This window comes from Glaciecola sp. HA4-3, from assembly GCF_055693685.1.
In genome coordinates, this window is sequence record NZ_CM146340.1 from 2,798,875 (window position 1) to 2,817,219 (window position 18,345).

The 18,345-nt window shown below is 40.7% G+C and carries 17 protein-coding genes and 1 pseudogene; 12 read left to right on the forward strand and 6 right to left on the reverse strand.

Annotation, left to right across the window (positions count from 1 at the left end; genetic code table 11):
* Positions 1-6: 6 nt before the first annotated feature.
* Positions 7-333, reverse strand: coding sequence for a hypothetical protein (locus ACZ1G6_RS13470; protein ID WP_472616753.1), 327 nt, complete (start codon positions 331-333; stop codon positions 7-9).
* A gap of 120 nt (positions 334-453) precedes the next feature.
* The gene (locus tag ACZ1G6_RS13475; protein ID WP_472616754.1) at positions 454-1,119 is read right to left on the reverse strand and encodes a TorF family putative porin; all 666 of its coding nucleotides are present in this window, start codon (positions 1,117-1,119) and stop codon (positions 454-456) included.
* Between the two features lie 352 nt (positions 1,120-1,471).
* Here ACZ1G6_RS13475 and rpe point away from each other — a divergent pair, with 352 nt between their 5' ends.
* From rpe to ACZ1G6_RS13500, 5 genes are read left to right on the forward strand one after another with little or no spacing between them, the layout of a single operon-like run.
* A complete protein-coding gene (gene rpe / locus ACZ1G6_RS13480; protein WP_472616755.1) occupies positions 1,472-2,134 on the forward strand; it encodes a ribulose-phosphate 3-epimerase in 663 nt (220 codons plus the stop codon).
* A 26-nt stretch (positions 2,135-2,160) separates the two neighbouring features.
* Entirely contained in the window at positions 2,161-3,168 is a 1,008-nt protein-coding gene (gene trpS, locus ACZ1G6_RS13485) for a tryptophan--tRNA ligase (protein WP_472618991.1), read from the forward strand.
* A gap of 4 nt (positions 3,169-3,172) precedes the next feature.
* Complete coding sequence (locus tag ACZ1G6_RS13490; RefSeq protein ID WP_472616756.1) at positions 3,173-3,754, forward strand: anthranilate synthase component II; 582 nt, start codon at positions 3,173-3,175, stop codon at positions 3,752-3,754.
* 8 nt (positions 3,755-3,762) lie between these two features.
* A complete protein-coding gene (locus tag ACZ1G6_RS13495; protein WP_472616757.1) occupies positions 3,763-4,170 on the forward strand; it encodes a hypothetical protein in 408 nt (135 codons plus the stop codon).
* Between the two features lie 28 nt (positions 4,171-4,198).
* Entirely contained in the window at positions 4,199-4,975 is a 777-nt protein-coding gene (locus ACZ1G6_RS13500) for an HDOD domain-containing protein (protein ID WP_472616758.1), read from the forward strand.
* Positions 4,976-5,051: 76 nt separating this feature from the next.
* Here the strand turns inward: ACZ1G6_RS13500 and ACZ1G6_RS13505 are convergent, their stop codons facing one another.
* The 3 genes from ACZ1G6_RS13505 to ACZ1G6_RS13515 are packed head-to-tail and all read right to left on the reverse strand — an operon-like array spanning position 5,052 to position 6,920.
* Complete coding sequence (locus tag ACZ1G6_RS13505; RefSeq protein WP_472616759.1) at positions 5,052-5,369, reverse strand: TraB/GumN family protein; 318 nt, start codon at positions 5,367-5,369, stop codon at positions 5,052-5,054.
* On the reverse strand, positions 5,356-5,883 hold the full coding sequence (locus ACZ1G6_RS13510; RefSeq protein ID WP_472616760.1) for a TraB/GumN family protein: 528 nt from the start codon (positions 5,881-5,883) through the stop codon (positions 5,356-5,358). Before ACZ1G6_RS13510 ends, ACZ1G6_RS13505 begins: the two co-directional genes overlap by 14 nt.
* Positions 5,884-5,921: 38 nt before the next feature.
* A complete protein-coding gene (locus ACZ1G6_RS13515) occupies positions 5,922-6,920 on the reverse strand; it encodes a branched-chain amino acid aminotransferase (RefSeq protein WP_472616761.1) in 999 nt (332 codons plus the stop codon).
* Positions 6,921-7,566: 646 nt separating this feature from the next.
* Here ACZ1G6_RS13515 and ACZ1G6_RS13520 point away from each other — a divergent pair.
* The 5 genes and pseudogenes from ACZ1G6_RS13520 to ACZ1G6_RS13540 all read left to right on the forward strand — a co-directional run bounded on the left by ACZ1G6_RS13520 (position 7,567) and on the right by ACZ1G6_RS13540 (position 12,729).
* Positions 7,567-8,778, forward strand: a complete 1,212-nt coding sequence (locus tag ACZ1G6_RS13520; protein ID WP_472616762.1) for an aspartate aminotransferase family protein — start codon at positions 7,567-7,569, stop codon at positions 8,776-8,778.
* 10 nt (positions 8,779-8,788) lie between these two features.
* Complete coding sequence (gene astA, locus ACZ1G6_RS13525) at positions 8,789-9,820, forward strand: arginine N-succinyltransferase (RefSeq protein WP_472616763.1); 1,032 nt, start codon at positions 8,789-8,791, stop codon at positions 9,818-9,820.
* Positions 9,821-9,872: 52 nt separating this feature from the next.
* Positions 9,873-11,349 (forward strand): annotated as a pseudogene (gene astD / locus ACZ1G6_RS13530) (succinylglutamate-semialdehyde dehydrogenase).
* A gap of 9 nt (positions 11,350-11,358) precedes the next feature.
* Complete coding sequence (locus ACZ1G6_RS13535) at positions 11,359-12,165, forward strand: 2-oxoadipate dioxygenase/decarboxylase family protein (RefSeq protein ID WP_472616764.1); 807 nt, start codon at positions 11,359-11,361, stop codon at positions 12,163-12,165.
* A gap of 3 nt (positions 12,166-12,168) precedes the next feature.
* Positions 12,169-12,729, forward strand: coding sequence for a rhomboid family intramembrane serine protease (locus ACZ1G6_RS13540; RefSeq protein ID WP_472616765.1), 561 nt, complete (start codon positions 12,169-12,171; stop codon positions 12,727-12,729).
* 4 nt (positions 12,730-12,733) lie between these two features.
* Here ACZ1G6_RS13540 and parC read toward each other — a convergent pair whose 3' ends face one another.
* Positions 12,734-15,052 carry a DNA topoisomerase IV subunit A gene (parC, locus tag ACZ1G6_RS13545; RefSeq protein WP_472616766.1) on the reverse strand — a complete coding sequence of 773 codons (2,319 nt, stop codon included), beginning with the start codon at positions 15,050-15,052 and terminating at the stop codon, positions 12,734-12,736.
* 123 nt (positions 15,053-15,175) lie between these two features.
* Here parC and ACZ1G6_RS13550 point away from each other — a divergent pair, with 123 nt between their 5' ends.
* On the forward strand, positions 15,176-15,865 hold the full coding sequence (locus tag ACZ1G6_RS13550) for a 7TMR-DISMED2 domain-containing protein (protein WP_472616767.1): 690 nt from the start codon (positions 15,176-15,178) through the stop codon (positions 15,863-15,865).
* A complete protein-coding gene (locus tag ACZ1G6_RS13555) occupies positions 15,763-18,342 on the forward strand; it encodes a response regulator (protein ID WP_472616768.1) in 2,580 nt (859 codons plus the stop codon). Before ACZ1G6_RS13550 ends, ACZ1G6_RS13555 begins: the two co-directional genes overlap by 103 nt.
* Positions 18,343-18,345: the final 3 nt, after the last annotated feature.

Below are 18,345 nucleotides of genomic sequence, written 5' to 3' on the forward strand. Positions count from 1 at the left end.
ATGATTTTACGATTTATGTCGGTTAATGAGCTCTAATAAATCTAAGTAATGAAACTCAACAGCATCAGAACGCTTAAAAACCCATCCGAACCAACTTACTTGCTGATTATTTCTATTGCAGATAACAGGGTGTTCATTAGAGTGGGCACTGTGTGATTTTGAATGTGTGTCTACGACAATGGAGTCGTTAGTAGACACTAATACACTTGCGCAGGGTGCATGAACTTCGCTTAGGGTGACACTGATAACAAACACCATAGCAATGCTCACCGCACTACCAAAAACAAGCATGTTCTTAAAGGTTTTAGAAGAATGGCCTTGTGCGTTTGTCAAAATAATCTCCATATCAGCGGTATTGCGCTAAGCTTACTTATAGTTTACACCAATACAAAAAAAACACCAAAAAGTCAGCCTTATTGGTGTTTTTATGTATTGGTTTAGGGTCACTTTTTCCTAGAAACTAGTAGACCAACTTGCGACAAATTTCAGATCGCCATCTGCGAACCCTTCTTCTTGTGCTTTTGATATTGAAAATACAAAGTCACCTTTTGCGATATCTGCTTGAAAATGAGCATAATCAAGGTCACTGCTTACATCAAATGTATATAAACCCGCAGTTAAACCAAGCTCAAATTCGTTTCCTAAGTCTATGCCGCCGTAACTTGCATTGAAATATATATCACCTGTATCAAACGGCGCTGGGCCTTCAGCTTGGCTGTTTACGGTATAGGCGAAACCTACCCCAAAATTACCAAAACCAGCATTTGCATATATTTCGCCAAAATCAGCATCTTCTAAATCAGTGTACGCATAATAAATATAACCAACATCGTAGGTAAAGGTGTCTGTTTCACCAGTAAGGCCTAAATAGAAGTCTGTCTCCGCTCCATTTCCGTCACCCAATGAACCAACCCAAGTACCAGCGTAAAAACCACCGTCGTTACTATAATCGATGCCGCCTGATACTGATGCTGAATCAGAGCTTTGGCTAACGCCTCTCCATAGATAGTTTGAGGTGATACCTGCATTCGCACTTACCTCGGCTACGGCCACTTGGCTAGCCAATAAACTTGATGATACGGCAGCGCTAATTAAAGCTATTTTTGTTATGTGTTTCATGTGTTCTCCAGACTGAGTCGTATAGTTTAGTGTAAAATGTGCTGTCGTTATTTTTATTATTTTATAGTGCAAGCCCAAGCAAGCCCAATGCCATAAAATTAATATCGTTATTTATCATAAGCTTACATGAATTAAAATCTAGTTAAAACGATTTAACTGATTGATATAGTGCATTTTTACACGCTTACTTTCTCCTTTTGCACCAAAAAGTGGCATTTTTTTGACAAGTGTAATTTCTTACTTTACCGCCATCATTGTCTTGTCTTTGCACAACATGAATGTGAAAAATTCGGTTATTCTTTGAGGTGATTTGCGGTAAACTATCGCGAAAATTCAGCTAAGGGATTCATTTATGCACAAGCCAATAATTGCACCATCAATTTTATCTGCCGATTTTGCCAAATTAGGTCAAGAGGTTGAGGATGTGCTTAATGCAGGCGCGGATATTATCCACTTTGATGTAATGGATAATCATTATGTGCCTAATTTAACGTTTGGTCCGAATATATGTAAAGCGCTGCGCAATTATGGAATCACAGCTGACATTGATGTGCATTTAATGGTTTCACCTGTCGACAGAATGATAGAAGACTTTGCACAGGCTGGTGCTAGTATGATCAGCTTCCACCCTGAAGCAAGCCTCCATGTAGATCGCAGTATAGAACTAATTAAAAGCCATGGATGCAAAGCTGGCCTTGTGCTTAATCCTGCGACCTCATTGAGTGTACTGGATTATGTACTTGAGAAACTTGATTATGTGCTACTAATGTCCGTTAACCCGGGATTTGGTGGCCAAAAATTTATCCCCAATACTGTTGAGAAAACTGCCCACCTAAAGCATATTATTGATGAAATGGGCTTAGACACTAGAATCGAGATCGATGGCGGAATTAACAAAGATACCATCAAGCCTGTTTTTGATGCAGGTGCTGATATGTTTGTGGCTGGTAGCGCTATTTTTAACCAAAATGATTATAAAAGTGCTATTAGTGCACTAATAGAGCAATTGAAATAAGCAATTAATAATAGGACTAAACCGTGATTCATACATCTAAACCCATCGTATTAAGTGGCTGTCAACCTTCTGGGCAATTAACGCTAGGTAATTACTTGGGCGCCTTAAGACAGTGGGTAAACATGCAAGATACGCATGATTGCTTATTTATGATTGTCGATTTGCATGCTATTACAGTAAGACAAGACCCTGCCCTGCTCAATCAGGCTTGTCTAGATGGGCTCGCTTTGTATTTAGCTTGTGGCATAGATCCCAATAAAAGTACTATTTTTATGCAATCTCATGTGCCAGAACACGCACAATTAGGTTGGGTCTTAAATTGCTATACCCAAATGGGCGAGCTCAACCGAATGACTCAATTTAAAGACAAAGCGCAAAAGAACCAAGCGAATGTTAATGTTGGTTTGTACGCTTATCCTGTATTACAAGCTGCTGATATATTGTTATATCAAGCAAATGAAGTGCCCGTTGGCGAGGATCAAAAACAACACCTCGAATTAACGCGAGATATTGCGACTCGATTTAATAATATCTATGGCGATATTTTTACGCTCCCTGACCCACATATTCCAAAAGATGGTGCGCGCGTCATGAGCTTGCAAGACCCTAATAAAAAAATGTCAAAGTCTGACGACAATCCTAATAACGTAATTGGTTTACTTGAAGACACTAAAAAGCTGACTAAAAAAATCAAACGTGCGGTCACTGATTCTGACGAACACGCCAATATATTCTATGACCCAAGCACTAAGCCGGGCGTATCTAACCTACTATCGTTGCTAAGCGCCACATCTGGTAAGTCAATTAGTGACCTTGTCCCTTTATATGACGACAAAATGTATGGACATTTAAAAGGTGATGTAGCAGACGCAGTTGTTAGCCTTCTAGGTCCAATTCAAGCAGAATATCAGCGAATACGGGCAGACCACACTTTTCTTCATCAAGTAATGCAAGAAGGAAGTGCTAAAGCTCGTGAAAAAGCGTCCGATACATTGGCTAAGGTATATGATTCATTAGGATTTATTGCTAGGTAATGTTGTGATTTTAATGATCGATAATTACGACTCATTTACACATAACTTAGCAAGGTATTTTGAAGAGTTGGGACATGATGTTCAGGTTGTAAAAAATGATGAATATTTAGTCGAGGAGCTAGCACAATTTAGTTTTTCGCATTTAGTGCTCTCACCGGGTCCCTGTACGCCTAATGAATCTGGTATATGCATCGAAGCAATCAGCGCATTTGCAGGCAAGAAGCCTATCTTGGGTGTATGCTTAGGACATCAAGCTATCGCTCAGGCATTTGGTGCAAATGTGGGTCAGGCAAAACAAATCAGACATGGCAAAACCTCTGATATTGTGACCAAGTCTGATGAGTCGGTTTTGTTTCGTGGGTGTCCTGAGCAATTTAAGGTAACCCGTTATCATTCTTTGCTGGTTGAACCATCAACATTGAGTAAGGAATTTGTTGTGACTGCTGTGTGCATAGAACATGGGGATACTGAAGTCATGGCAATTGAAAATAGGAAATTGGAGATATATGGCGTTCAGTTTCATCCCGAATCGCTATTGACTGAACATGGACATGCAATATTAAACAATTTTGTTCAACGAGGATAAAAAAGAACTTGAGCACTAATGAAAGAAAAAGTGTTTCGCAGTTAGCGGGCATATACAACAACCGTTTTGAAAAGCTTTTAATCAAGCTTGATGATGCGATTGTGGATGCTGGCCGAAAAACTGAAAAACAACGGCAAATAGAGGACTCAGAGCAGTTCGAAAGCCGGCGCGAATTATTAGTGGTCGAAGAAGTTGCTTATAAGAAAAAAGAAGTTGAAGCGGATGCAAGAAGCGCATTTTTAGCAAAAGTCGAAGCGCAGTTTCATGATTCGTTGATCAAAGATGTGGAAAAGCAAGTCAGAGACACCCCAATGGTGTTTGAAAAGATATTGCGCTTTAACGAATCACTGGGGCGTCTGTTAGATATTTTATATACCGAAGCCTGCTCAATCAGTCGCCTTAGTCGAATGCATTGAACAGTTACCTTGGCTAGAAAAAGGTATCATGGCTTTCGTAAAGCAGCCCCAATATAGGCGTGTTGACTCTGCCGGGCACCCTATCGTGTTAAAAAACCTACGCAACGCATTATCATTTTGCGGCTTAGAGAGCCTTCGTACTATTATCCCTGTGTTGATTGCAAAACACTGTAATCCGCCTCGTTCTGAATATACACCAGATATTGTTAAGCACATGTGGCTATACACACTTGGTACGGCAAATATTGCAAAATGTTTAGCAGACAAAAACAATATACGCCAGCACTTTGCATTTAACCTCGGCTTATTTTCAAATATTGGTCGCACGGTTGTCACTAATGTTTATCTTCGCTCATTTGACCGTAAGATACGCGAAGAAGTGATCAAAGCCCGCAAAGACAATAATGTAACTCAAGCAAAAATATTAGGTAATTTAGAACCATCACAAAAATATATTGCTGCTTTTTGGAAGAAATACGCTAATCAGGTCACAGCAGATATAACAAAAGCACTAAAATGCCGCTGGCTGACCATTGCTGTTGGTTTCGAAGATTATGCGAAAATACAAAAAATTAGTATGGACTATATTGTCGAAAAAGACTTTCACCCTTTTACCAAGCTACTATTTAGCTCTCAAGGATTTATGCAATATAAAATGTTGCAAGCTCATGGTTTAATGGGTAAAAAAGAAGCGATGGTGTATTTGCGAAACTTTGGAATAACATCAGATGATGTCAGTATCGTATCAAAAATTAATTTGACCGCGATTGAGGTCAATATAGCCGGTACCTTGCCAGAGCAGTAAGTGGCACCGGCCACATCTTTATAGTTTTTCTACGGTATAACCCTTACTTTCTAACTGAGTCAACACGCCATCTGGATCAAGGCAAGTGCAAAGCGCCTACAAGAATGAATTCAGTTCCTGCGTCTCCAAACATTTTTTCAATTTCACGCATCCACTTATCATTTCGATCTTTTATTAAAGAGTTGTATAAGGCATCAAAACCTTCAAACCCAGCAAAGCCAACCTCTGCAAGCTTTTCCATATCACCTGAGCGCCAACTAGTGTGCAACGCATCGATGACTTCTGTTCCTCTTGATAATTCTTCAAGCGTGTATTCAATCATACCATTTGGATCTGTGCTTCCAAATGAGCCAATAATAGCCAATTGCTCTTCTGGACTTTCAAACCAAGGCATTAGTTTTACTATCTGATGTTGACTTATCAAAGAAAAACTTATCAACACCTTGTGCAGTAAATCCTTTGGCTTGGTATTCCATGATCGTCAGCGTAAGCATAATGCCTGTTGGATTAAGAGGTAAGAACTGCTCAATGGGCAAGCCTTTGCTTGTCATATATTTTTCAAGCATCGCAAAAGTCGCTGCGTTTAGGCCTGTCTTTAAGGTATTGCCATCTTGATACGTAATGTAAGGTAAGGCTTTCATTTGAAAAGCCGGATCATTCATTATTCCGATGTCGGTCTCAAAATATAATTCATCAGATGCTTTATAAGCTTGATCAAATTGCCCTGGTAATGGGTAATCGCCTTGGGTAAGCAAATGGAATGTGCCACCGACATAGACTACATCATCGCCTTTAGATACCTTAAATACAGGCGCTGCATTCGCGCTTGCAGCAAAAACAAATACAGCAGCTGCCAATGAGCTTGCCAATACACGCTTTATTTTTGTGTTTATACTCAGTTTCTTCATTACTTTCTCCATGTTTTATTAGTGCTAACTGGGCTAAACTATTTAACTTTAGTTAGCCATCCATGCTTATCAGGTGCATGTCCCCATTGAATATCATTAAGTGCTTTACGTAACTTCATCGTTGTCACACCCGGCTCACCTGTACCAACCTTATACTCTTTATCGTTATGGATAAACGTACCCACCGGCGTCAACACAGCGGCGGTACCCGATAATGCTGCTTCTACACCAGGTTTCGCAGAACGCTCCAGCAGTTCGCTTACCGATAAGTCTCGTTCGCTAACTTTCATGCCTAAGTCTTTGGCGATAGTCAACACCGAGCTGCGCGTGACACCATGCAAAAAACTAGTGTCCAATGCTTTTGTTATCACTTCATCACCATCTATCAAAATAAAGTTTGCTGCGCCTGTTTCTTGCACATCACCATTTGGGCAAAACAAAATTTGATCCGCTTGTACGGTTTCTCTAGCGTTCAAAATAGGCCCTAGCGCACTGGCGTAATTACCGCCACTTTTAATCATTCCCATATGTGGTGCACACCTCATACCTGTTTCATCAAGCAAGAGTCGTAGCGGTTTAGCACCACCTGTAAAGTAGTCACCAACGGGAGATAGCAATACATACATCATAGAAGTTAACGAAGGCACTGCTGCTTTTCCAATGGACGCTTCTGTTCCTACATGAGTCGGTCTAATATACATAGACCCTAGTGGTTCAGGGACTTCATCTGCATAACTTTCAACTAAATCAATGATCATGCTTTGCATCTGCAGTGGGTCTATTTTAGGTAAATAGAGCAAGTTACTACTTTGCTCAAAGCGCTTGATATTTTGATCCATTCTAAAAATGTAAATACCGCCATCTTGATGCTTAAATGCTTTTAATCCTTCAAAGCATGTGCTGGAGTAATGAAGTACATGAGCACCAGGATGGATTTGAATACTGTCAGACGAGACTGATTGTGTTTCAGACCATTTTCCATTTTCATGAGTTGCAAGTGCCATTTTTGGCATGAAAACTGTTCCAAACACAGCCATATTGAGTCCCTAATTGATGTTAGCTAACATAAAAGTAGACAAGACTAAGATAATACCTATTATCGCTTGCCTTAAAATAATATGCTTAATATTACCTCATATCTGAGCGATCACAATAAGCACATACCTACCTATCAATGATAAAGTAGACTTATTGCGTGATCGATTCACATTTTCATGTTTTATAGTATAGGTATCACGCATAACGCAAAAAACCTCAGCAGTACTCTTATCTTTTTTGTATTCTTTTTTGCATTTTTTTTGCATAGTTATGCTGACAAGCGCAATCACACATACGCAATGTAAGTCCTAAGTATGCTATATCAGTAAACGACGCAAACACCACCTAAGTCTTATGTCCTTTCTAGCTTAATAAACGTTGGACTACGCCAAATGCTCATTTATCCAATATAATAATCCCTTTGAAAAGCATCAAAATACTTATGCAATTTTTTAGGAAAAACCTTCATAGCTCAGTAAAAACAAGGGCTTGAGGGAAAGTATAGTGAGGACTTTTAGCGAATCATCTGGCATAATACACGAAAAATTTATACTCAGTGGTTGTCAGATTCGATACTGTCGCGCCATCAGCTTATAAATGTAAAAAGTGTAATTCACACATAATCACGTGCAAAGAGGTCATTTTATGCAAGTCACTCGCGAAATGTTTAACGATGTAATGGTACCCAATTATAATCCAGCCGCAATGGTGCCAGTAAGAGGCGAGGGTTCAAGAGTATGGGACCAAAACGATGTTGAGTTTATCGACTTTGCAGGTGGCATTGCCGTTAATGTGTTAGGTCATTGCCATCCAGCATTAACAAAAGCACTAGCTGAACAAGGCAATAAAATATGGCATCTAAGTAATGTGTTTACTAATGAGCCCGCTATTCGCTTAGCGAAAAAGCTAAACGATGCTACTTTTTCAGATAAGGTTTATTTCGCAAATTCGGGTGCTGAAGCCAATGAAGCGGCGTTAAAGTTAGCAAGGCGCTACATGTTAGATACCGTTGGTGAAGGAAAAGATGAAATTATTGCCTTCAAGCAAGGTTTTCATGGTAGAACATTTTTTACCGTGACCGTAGGCGGACAACCGGCTTATTCAGACGGTTTCGGTCCAAAGCCTGACGGCATTATTCATAGTGACTACGGCGATATAGAAATGCTAGCTGATATGATGTCCGACAAAACATGTGCTGTTATGATGGAACCCATGCAAGGTGAAGGCGGGATTATCGTGCCAGATCCAGCGTTTGTGAAAAGCGTCCGTGAATTGTGCGATAAACACAATGCATTATTAATTTTTGATGAAGTCCAATCTGGTATGGGACGCACAGGTAAGTTGTTTGAATATATGAACCTTGACGTTACCCCAGATATTTTAACCACGGCCAAATCCCTAGGCGGCGGTTTTCCAATTGGTGCAATGTTAACAACTGATGCAATTGCGCAAAGTCTAAAACCGGGCACTCATGGTAGCACTTATGGCGGAAACCCGCTGGCGTGCGCAATTGCCGAGGCTGTATTTGACGTAGTAAACCACCAAGAAGTGCTAGATGGCGTTTTAGCAAAAGAAGCATTATTCAGAGAGCATTTAACAAGAATCAATGAAAAATTCCATGTATTTGATGAAATACGTGGCAAAGGGATGTTACTAGGATGCGCGTTAAATGAAAAATATAAAGGTCGAGCCAGAGATTTCATGGTAGCGGCAAATAACGAAGGGCTTATGTGTTTAGTTGCCGGCATGAATGTCGTGCGCTTTGCACCATCGTTAGTCATTCCAGATGAAGATATTATTGAAGGTTTAGCGAGATTTGAGCGCGGTATCGCTGCGTTAGTATCTGAAGAAAAATAGGGACTACTGTATGCTAGTTATTCGCCCTATTGAAGAAGCTGATTATCCTGAGCTTTATCAAATTGCTCAAGATTCAGGCATTGGTTTTACCTCATTGCCTGTGAATGAGGCCTTGCTTAAAAAGAAAATCGATGCGTCGATAAAAGCTTTCGATTCTCAGACGCAAACACCAGGGCAAGAAAGCTATTTGTTTGTGATGGAAGATACCGCAACAGGGAAAGTAGTTGGTACATCAGGCATTGAAGCTACCGTTGGCTTACAGGATGCGTTTTATCATTATCATTTAGGTAAAGTAGTGCATGCCTCTCGTGAATTAGGCGTCCACAATTCAGTTGAGATACTTACCTTTTGCAATGATTACACGGGCGTTAGCGAAATATGCACCCTATTTTTACAAGAACACGCCCGTAGTGGACTTGCTGGACGTTTGTTATCAAAGTTTCGGTTTTTGTTTATGGCTCAACATAAGCAACGCTTTGCTCAGACAGTCATTGCTGAAATGCGCGGGGTGTCTGACGAAAGTGGCAAATCACCTTTTTGGGAATGGTTAGAAACCCATTTCTTTTCGGTAGATTTCCCAACCGCAGACTATCTAACCGGTATAGGAAATAAAGTATTTATTGCTGAACTAATGCCTAAATATCCGATTTATGTCAATTTATTATCGCCAGAAGCACAAGCTTGTATTGGACAGGTGCATGATAAAACTAAGCCTGCGCTTCGTTTACTTGAACAAGAAGGCTTTAAATGCCGCGGGTACGTGGATATTTTTGATGCTGGACCAACAGTCGAAGCAGACTTAGAAAGTATTTCAACCGTTCGTCATAGTGCAAGTGCGACAGTCGAAATCAGCGCAACACCGGCCGGTGATAGTGATACCCAATATTTTATTATAAATGACAAAATTGATGGGTTTAGAGCTTGTGTTGGTGCTTTGCATATTCTAGAAACAGGCATCGTGAGCATTCATCAAGAACTCGCCAGCGCGTTGAATATTGCATCAGGCGATACTATTAGATACGCAAGCAGCGTCCCTAACTAAACCATATTTCTAAGCGCAAACACTCATGGTTTGCCTTAACAAGGAGATTGTAATGTCACATCCTGCACATTTTATTAATAACCATTGGATAGCTGGAAACGGTAATTCAATGGTGTCTATTGATCCCGCGAAAAATCAAGTGATTTGGGAAGCAAATACAGCAAGTGGTTCACAAGTTGACGACGCAGTAAAAGCGGCTAAGCATGCCTTTAATACTTGGTCACTTAGTGATTTCAATGAACGCTTAGCAATTACAAAAAGATTTGCTGAATTATTGGGCGAGCACAAGCAAGCACTCGCTAACATTATTGCCAAAGAAACAGGCAAGCCTGAATGGGAAACAGCCACCGAAGTTGGCGCAATGATTGGCAAAATAGCTATTTCAGAAAAAGCCTATCATGATCGCACAGGTACCGTGGAAAACCCAATGCCCGCAGGCGTTGCCATGTTACGTCATCGTCCACACGGCGTAGTTGCGGTTTTTGGACCGTATAATTTCCCGGGTCATCTACCTAATGGGCATATTGTGCCGGCCTTATTAGCTGGCAATACCATTGTGTTTAAACCAAGTGACCTGACGCCGTTGGTAGCAGAGTTTACTGTAAAGCTTTGGCAAGAAGCGGGTCTACCAGCAGGTGTTTTAAACCTTGTGCAAGGTCAAGTCGATACCGGAAAGGCGCTAGCATCCCATAATGATATCGATGGCTTATTTTTTACCGGTAGTTCTACCACTGGTAAATTACTACACGAGCAATTTGCAGGGCAGCCCGGCAAGATACTGGCGCTTGAAATGGGAGGAAATAACGCACTTATTGTTGGTGATGTGCAAGACACAAACGCAGCGGTACATGACATTCTACAATCTGCCTTTGTTACTTCTGGGCAGCGCTGCACTTGTGCACGAAAACTAATGCTTCCTGCAAGCCCTGAAGGTGACAAAATCTTAGCACAATTAATAAGTGCAACTAGCAAACTTAAGCCTGATTACTACGATGCACAAGAGCAGCCGTTTATGGGCGCAATGATTTCAGCTAAAGCTGCAGCCATGATGATATCTGCACAATCACAATTGCAAACCTTAGGCGCCCAAAGCCTGCTTGAAATGACACATATTGATACCGATACTGGCTTTATCACACTCAGGTATTATAGATGTTACTAGCATTGCTGATGAATTGCCTGACGAAGAACATTTTGGCCCATTGCTTAAAGTAATGCGCTATGATTCGTTAGACCAAGCAATTACTTGGGCAAACAATACCCGCTTTGGATTATCCGCGGGTTTATTAAGCGATGATAAAGCGCAATATGAATACTTTTTACCTCGCATTCGAGCCGGTATTGTTAATTGGAATCGTCCAATAACCGGCGCAAGTAGCGCTGCTCCATTTGGTGGAGTAGGTGATAGTGGTAATCATAGAGCTAGTGCTTACTATGCGGCTGACTATTGTGCTTACCCAGTTGCTTCGGTCGAGCTTGATAAAGTCACACTACCCGGTACGCTTAGTCCCGGCCTAGTAATCGAATAGGAGACGAGTATGCATACTGATGTTAACACCTTGTTTGATGGTTTGTGGAAAGACTATCTTGCTATCACCCCATGTGCAAAAAAGATCCATCAATTATTAGCAGATAAAACCCAATCGATAAAAATAGTAAATGATCATATTGCGTTAAGAACGTTTGATATTGATAAAGTAAATTTAGACAAACTCGCCGCTCATTTTTTACAGTTAGGTTATGAGCATAAAGGCGATTATGATTTTACGGCTAAAAAGTTAAGTGCTAAACACTTTGAACATCCAGATCCTACTGTACCTAAAGTGTTCATAAGTGAATTGAGGGTCCAAGAGCTTAGCAATAAAGCACAAGAGATAATTCATCGCTTAGTCGAGCAAATCGATGCAAAGGCAACTCAAATGGCGGATTTCTTGTATTCTGGCACTCATTGGGAAGCTAGCAGTGAAGATTACAAAACGCTTCTGGCAGAATCAGAGTATGCGGCATGGATGACTGCTTGGGGATATCGCGCTAACCACTTTACAGTTAGCATTAATCATCTAAATAATATGAATGAGCTAGATGATGTGAACACTTTACTAAAGGAATCAGGCTTTACTCTTAATACATCTGGTGGCGAAATAAAAGGCGGCAAAGATGTGTGCTTAGCGCAATCAAGTACAATGGCTGACCAAGCCCCTGTCACCTTTAGTGATAAAACACTTATGATTCCTAGCTGTTTTTATGAATTTGCTCAGCGATACGCGCTGCCAAATGGCGCCTTATATACAGGTTTTGTTGCTGCCTCGGCTGATAAGATATTTGAAAGTACTAACGCCAGCTAAACAATGAAAGCTTCAGGATTTACCTTACAAAAGCAACTTACATGGACCTTTTATGTGATTGCTTTTGTAAGTGTGTTAGAGCTGATAAATCTGCTAACTGGCCGTGTATTACTAAGTTTCTCTATTGTTCCTCGAGACCTTTCACATCTTGCTTTTATTATTACAGCGCCGTTCTTACATGCTAGCATTTCACACTTTCTTTCAAACATAGTGACTTTGGGAATATTCTCCTTGCTGGTCATGCAATTTGGAAAGAAAACCTACCTGCGAGTCAGTCTACTGTTGATTGTATTAGTGGGACTATTAGTGTGGATATTTGCACGTTCTGCCTATCATGTTGGGGCAAGTGGTGTCATTTACGGGTATTTTGGCTTTTTAGTGCTAGCGGGCTTTGTCAGTAAGAAATTAATGCTTGCACTCATCTCACTACTTGTTGCTTTTGTGTATGGCTCGTTAATTTGGGGAGTTTTACCTTCGCAGCCCTATATCTCGTGGGAATCACATCTATTGGGTTTTGTTAGCGGAGTAAGCCTAGCTTGGTTACTCCGCAAAACTTTACGATAATATCTTAACTTGGATCTGCATCATTGTTCGGATTTTCGACGACCTGCGATGCATCAATACTTTGTGCTTTAGGCATTTCAATCTCTATATCGTCAACCCGTTGAAGGCCCCTAGGTAGCTTGTTACCTCTGCGGCCTCGTTCGCCATAATAATGCTCAAGATCACTTGGAGCTAATGTCATTGCGCGTTTACCTGCAATAATCTTGATCGCCGCACCATTTGGGACCACGGCTAAATGTGTTAGAAATTCTTCTCTCGTCTTCGCTTTGGCAGAAGGAATGTTCATCAATTTATTTCCTTTACCTTTTCCTAAGACGGGAAGATCTTTTAAGGCGAACAAAAGCATCCGCCCCTGATTTGAAATCGTCAAACAATAGTCTGTATCAATTGATGATATTCGGCTTGGTTTCATCACCTTGGCACCAGTTGGCAAGGAAACATAAGCCTTACCTGCTTTATTTTTGGTAACCATATCAGTGAATTTTGATACAAAGCCATAGCCTGCATCCGAGCCAATTAAAAAGCTTTGTTCATCCGCGGCCATGACAATGTGCTCGGCACGTTCACCACCCACTATATTGAAACGTCCAGTAAGAGGTTCACCTTGGCTTCTTGCAGATGGTAACGAATGCGCGTCGCAGGCAAAGGTTCGTCCACCTGAATCTAAGAAGATAGCCAATTGGTTACTTCTACCTTTGGCACTAGCTAAATATGTATCACCAGATTTATAACTTAGGCCTTCAACATCAACATCATGCCCCTTCGCGCATCTTGCCCATCCTTTTTCAGATAAGACAACCGTGACTGGCTCTGACGGGATCAGCTCTTTTTCGCTTAACGCTTTAGATTCCTCGCGCGATACCAGCGGACTTCTGCGCTCATCACCATAAGTCTGCGCATCGGCGAGTATTTCTTTTTTGATTAGCGTTTTTAAACGGCGATCTGATGATAATAATAACTGTAGCGAATCTCTTTCTTTTGCTAGCTCGTCTTGTTCGCCTTTTATTTTCATTTCTTCAAGCTTGGCAAGGTGCCTTAGCTTTAAATCTAGAATAGCTTCTGCTTGTGTGTCCGATAAACCAAAACGCTGCATAAGTTCCAGTTTAGGTTTATCGTGATTTCGAATAATTTCAATTACTTCATCGATGTTCAAAAATGCAATCAAAAGACCTTCTAAAATATGCAAACGCGCCAGTATTTTATCAAGTCTGAATTGCAGTCTTCTGGTGACAGTATCTTTTCTAAAAACAAGCCACTGTGACAGTATTGATTTAAGATCTTTAACTTGAGGGCGCCCATCAAGACCAATCATATTGATGTTGACGCGGTAACTCTTTTCTAAATCGGTTGTAGCAAAAAGATGCTGCATTAATTGCAAAGTATCCACTCGGTTAGAGCGAGGAGTTATCACGAGGCGTGTTGGGTTTTCATGATCAGATTCGTCACGTAAATCAGATACCATCGGCAGTTTTTTCGCCTGCATTTGAGTCGCAATCTGCTCCATAATTTTAGCGCCAGACGCCTGATGAGGTAATGCACTGATGACGATTTCGCCGCTATCTTCAGTATAAACCGCCCGCATTCTTATTGAGCCGCGACCAGTTTCATATATTTTTCGAATATCGGCTTTTGGCGTGATAATCTCAGCGTCTGTGGGATAATCAGGTCCTTGAACAATCTCAAGCAATTCACCTAACTCGGTGCGACTATTATCAAGCAACAATGCACAAGCATTCGCAAGCTCGCGCACATTATGTGGAGGAATATCAGTTGCCATACCAACAGCAATGCCGGTAACACCATTTAATAAAATATGAGGAAGCCTAGCAGGCAACACTATAGGCTCATCAAGTGTGCCATCAAAATTAGGTTGCCAATCAGCTGTACCTTGCCCTAACTCCGTCAGTAAAATTTCACTAAATTTAGATAAGCGGGCTTCTGTGTAACGCATTGCGGCAAAGGATTTAGGATCATCAGGTGCACCCCAGTTGCCTTGCCCATCTACTAATGGATACCGATATGAAAATGGCTGTGCCATTAGCACCATTGCTTCATAACATGCAGAGTCGCCATGTGGATGGAATTTACCCAGCACATCCCCAACAGTACGTGCAGACTTTTTGTATTTAGCGTTATTGCTTAGCCCTAAATCAGACATTGCATAAATAATGCGACGTTGAACCGGCTTTAATCCGTCACCGATATGTGGCAACGCCCTGTCCATGATTACGTACATCGAATAATTCAAATAGGCGTCTTCTGTAAATCGCCCGAGCGACATTTGTTCTACGCCATCGCTGGTAATAATGGTGTCATTGTTCATATTGTTTTTATCACCTATTCTAGGGTCTTCTCGCTAACCCGAATATTTCTTATATACTTATGCTGATGTAACTTTTATATTAAGCCCATGGTAGCGTATTTTAACATAAAGCATAATAGAGCCTTGAGCAAACTTGCTAATTTAATCCTTGTATTATTTGCTGTTTGGTGTTTTTTTATACAAAACGCAAGTATCGCGTGTGCGCAAGAAACGCCCTCACCCCTTTTACAAGATGGCAATATCGTACTTAATGATGGATTAGAAACCACTCTTTTTTCGCACAAATTTTATGTTTATCCTCAAGGTGATCGCGTATTAGCCTTTGAAGAGTTTCGACAAAGCCGGAACTATCTTCCATACAACTCGTTTGAACGGCCAAACTTTGGTTTTGTTCCAAATGGTGTCTGGCTTTATACCAACATTATCAACCAATCCACTCTAGAAAGTTGGGTCATGAGTATCCGTTATTCCCAATTATTAGACGCTGATTTATATCTATTAAAAGATGGGCAGGTCATCTCTCAAGTTAGCGATGGTCTGTTAAACAAGCAAGGCCCATACGCCTTACCCAGTTATGATTTACAGTTAATCAAAAATGAGCAATATGAAATCTTTGTCTATCTTCGCTCAACGAGCATGAGTTTAGTCGCGCCAATTCACTTAACGTCCAAACAAGCGCATATTGAAACCAGTATTATTGACTATTCGATTTGGGGCGTTCTGTATGGAGTGCTTGCAATCCTATTGATTTATTCGACCGTTTTTTCTTTTTTAATCGCCAACTCACCAATGCTATATACGTATCTCACGTAGGTATTTTATTTGTTTTTCAATTATTATGGAGCGGGCACACAGGGAGCTTACCAGAATGGATATCGCAATTTTTCTATTATTTACGAGCCGAGTCGATTGTACTTATTGCCAGCTCTTTAAACGCTTTATTCACGCTTTTACTAATACCCCATAACTTATATTACCGAACGCTAAACAGAATTGTAAAAGCAATCATTGTGCTTAATTTGGTATTTTTTGTGATGTTTTTTATTCAGTGGGAAAATACACAAATGCGCCTTATTGTTACCTATTTTCTTGGGTTTGCAGGGCTCATTTTTAATTTGTTCATCTGTACCCAAGCTGTATTAAGCCAGTTTTACCCTGCCAGACCACTAGCGTTGGGATGGCTGGTGGCGCTTTGTGGCTCGACCCTAAGCGCCTTATTTATTTTTGGTGTTTTGCCCCACAACTTGTTTCATCAACATATTTTTCAAACAATGCTTACTTTGCAAGCAGCTTCTTTCCTATTAGCCATTGTCCTGCGAAAACAGTATGACCTAGAAACTACCGTTGAAGTAGCTCAAACGGACGCCGAAAATAATTTTTACCTAATCGAAGAGCAAAATGTTCACTTAGATATTGCCCGCAAAGAAGCTGAAAAAGCCAGTGAAGTAAAATCTCAGTTTCTGGCGAATATGTCTCATGAAATTAGAACCCCCTTAAACTCAATAATCGGCTTTAGTAAAGAACTAGAAAATAGAAAAAACGAAGCAGAGCGGGATGAACACGTTAGGATCATAAACTCTGCAGCCGGCGACTTATTGACGATTGTGAACGACATTCTTGATTTATCCAAAATGGAGGCTGGCAAACTTACACTCAACGCAAGGCAGTTTTCACCTAGAGAGTTACTAGAGGATGTGGTGTCCACCATGTCAAAAACAGCCCATCTTAAACAGCTTGAGTTTATTTATGACGCGGACGACTTACCTGACAATATCATTGGTGATGCATTTAAAGTGAAGCAATTACTTAGCAATCTTATCAGCAATGCGCTGAAATTTACTAATGATGGCTATATTTTATTGCAAGCTAAGTTAATCGAGCATGAGGAATATCACTGTGTCATTAAATTCATTATCACTGATACCGGTATTGGGATTGGTGAATCTGAAATTAAAAATATTTTCAGCGCATTCCATCAGCTTGATGATGAGCTCAATCGCAGTTATCAAGGTACGGGCTTAGGATTAGTTATTTGCCAAGAGTTAGTCAGCTTAATGCATGGCAAACTGAGCGTTAAGTCACAGCCAAAGCAAGGTAGTACCTTTACTGCCAGTATTCCTTTTAATATCGAAAATAGTATTGCTAGGCCTAAGCGTACAATCGATTTTGATATGCAAAATGCAGTTGTTATAGACCAATATACAAAAAGTGCGAACACCACAATTTCCCAACTAGAACAAGCTCAATTTGTAGTGAAACACTGTCGCAGTGTGGAAGAGGCAAAAGCATTGGACTTAAGCCAACGCTTTGTGTTTGCGTCGTTGCCGTTTAGTCAACAACATCAGCGCCTAACAATTATCAATGATTTAGCCCAGATGAATATTGATTCATTGATATTTCTGTACTCGGGTCCGATTCCTGGCTCCAATCTTTTTACGTCGTTACCCAAGCGCCCGTTTTTGATAAGAGCTCCCATCACCTTGCGTAAACTCGAAGACTTAAAAGTGCCTAGCTATGGCATACTTAGTCAAAGCCATCACAAAAATGTAAATGAATTACCTGCGATACGACTGTTAGCGGTCGATGACATGGAGCTTAACTTGCGTTTACTAGGGACTTGGCTTAGCTCTTCGTTAGTAACACTCGATTTAGCTTTTGACGGACCATCGGCTATCGAAAAGTGTCAGGAGTTTGAGTACGACATTATCTTGATGGATATTCAAATGCCAAATATGGATGGTTTAGAGGCAACCAAACATATCAGAAAGACACAACATAACGCTGGAACACCTATCATCGCAGTCACCGCTCATGCTTTAGAATCTGAACGACAGCATTTCTTAGATTCCGGTATGGATGACTTTTTGCCTAAGCCGATAAAAATCGAAAGTCTAATCGCAATTATTAAAACATGGTGCGATGAATATGAAGTATTAGACGAACAGCAGCAGTCTATCGATTGGCAGTTAGCACTTGAGCGCAGTAATGAAAATGACAAACACGCTCAACAATTTATGGATGACTTTGTAAACGGACTATCAGACTTTTCGCAACAAATTGAGAGTGGCTGGCAACAACAGCGCAAAGACCTTGTCCTAGGTAGCGTTCACAAACTGCATGGGGCTTGTTGTTATGCAGGTGTACCCGTTTTGCAATCAGTATGTCAACAGGCCGAAACGCTATTAAAAACTGAACAACTAGAGAAAAACTCAAAAATTATCTCTACCCTGCTACTAGAAATAGATAACGTAATCGAAAAATGGCCTGAACAGAAAAAACGACTACATTAAGCC

Excerpts from the sequence above, each read along its gene's own strand:
- ACZ1G6_RS13475 (WP_472616754.1), bottom strand. The coding sequence starts at position 1,119 with ATGAAACACATAACAAAAATAGCTTTAATTAGCGCTGCCGTATCATCA.
- rpe (WP_472616755.1), top strand. The coding sequence starts at position 1,472 with ATGCACAAGCCAATAATTGCACCATCAATTTTATCTGCCGATTTTGCC.
- ACZ1G6_RS13500 (WP_472616758.1), top strand. The coding sequence starts at position 4,199 with ATGGCTTTCGTAAAGCAGCCCCAATATAGGCGTGTTGACTCTGCCGGG.
- ACZ1G6_RS13505 (WP_472616759.1), bottom strand. The coding sequence starts at position 5,369 with ATGCCTTGGTTTGAAAGTCCAGAAGAGCAATTGGCTATTATTGGCTCA.
- ACZ1G6_RS13510 (WP_472616760.1), bottom strand. The coding sequence starts at position 5,883 with ATGAAGAAACTGAGTATAAACACAAAAATAAAGCGTGTATTGGCAAGC.
- ACZ1G6_RS13515 (WP_472616761.1), bottom strand. The coding sequence starts at position 6,920 with ATGGCTGTGTTTGGAACAGTTTTCATGCCAAAAATGGCACTTGCAACT.
- ACZ1G6_RS13520 (WP_472616762.1), top strand. The coding sequence starts at position 7,567 with ATGCAAGTCACTCGCGAAATGTTTAACGATGTAATGGTACCCAATTAT.
- astA (WP_472616763.1), top strand. The coding sequence starts at position 8,789 with ATGCTAGTTATTCGCCCTATTGAAGAAGCTGATTATCCTGAGCTTTAT.
- ACZ1G6_RS13535 (WP_472616764.1), top strand. The coding sequence starts at position 11,359 with ATGCATACTGATGTTAACACCTTGTTTGATGGTTTGTGGAAAGACTAT.
- ACZ1G6_RS13540 (WP_472616765.1), top strand. The coding sequence starts at position 12,169 with ATGAAAGCTTCAGGATTTACCTTACAAAAGCAACTTACATGGACCTTT.
- parC (WP_472616766.1), bottom strand. The coding sequence starts at position 15,052 with ATGAACAATGACACCATTATTACCAGCGATGGCGTAGAACAAATGTCG.